Genomic DNA, 502 nt, shown 5'->3' with positions numbered 1-502 from the left:
TGATCTGAAGAAGATCGACAATCTTCCGACTCTTCAAAATCAAAAATCTAAATCTGAAAGGAATGTTGAAAAATGTCTCTGTACAATACCTTCATCCAACGTGAAATCCAGCCCGGTACCTATCGTACCAAGATCCACTACCACAAGGAGTGCAAGCCCAAGAACAAGGACGGACAGCCCTTCATCAAGGTCCAGATGAACATCGATGGCATCGAGGTTACCGATCGCTGGTACGCCTCCCGCATCCCCTACATCATGAGATGCATCCGCCACCAGTTCCGCGCCGACTACATGGACTACACCCTGTCCCAGCTCATCAAGCTCGCTACCGAGCATGAGATCACCGTCAACGTCAGCTACGATGGCTTCTACGGAATGCAGATCAGCTACGACGAAAACTAACCAATCAGCTGCGCTACCGGCTATACGGGCAGAAAGGAAGATCGATATGAAGCCTGTCAATTACGTTCACGAGTCCGGCATCGGATTCACCACTGAGCGC

General features: G+C 50.2%; 1 protein-coding gene. It reads left to right on the top strand.

Going from position 1 to position 502, the window contains the following annotated elements; all coding sequences use genetic code 11:
• Window positions 1-72 precede the first annotated feature (72 nt).
• Window positions 73-402: a hypothetical protein gene (locus tag J4G38_RS28120; RefSeq protein WP_226164109.1), complete on the top strand. Its 330-nt coding sequence runs from the start codon at window positions 73-75 to the stop codon at window positions 400-402.
• Window positions 403-502: the final 100 nt, after the last annotated feature.

Origin of the sequence: Hymenobacter terricola, from assembly GCF_017921975.2 — a bacterium.
In the GTDB taxonomy this organism is placed as follows: Bacteria; Bacteroidota; Bacteroidia; order Cytophagales; family Hymenobacteraceae; genus Hymenobacter; species Hymenobacter terricola.
Note: the sequence above shows the minus strand (reverse complement) of the source record. Positions and strands in the feature narration are given on the sequence as shown.

What these genes read in the sequence shown, in the direction of transcription:
- J4G38_RS28120 (WP_226164109.1), top strand. Translation starts at nt 73, where the DNA reads ATGTCTCTGTACAATACCTTCATCCAACGTGAAATCCAGCCCGGTACC.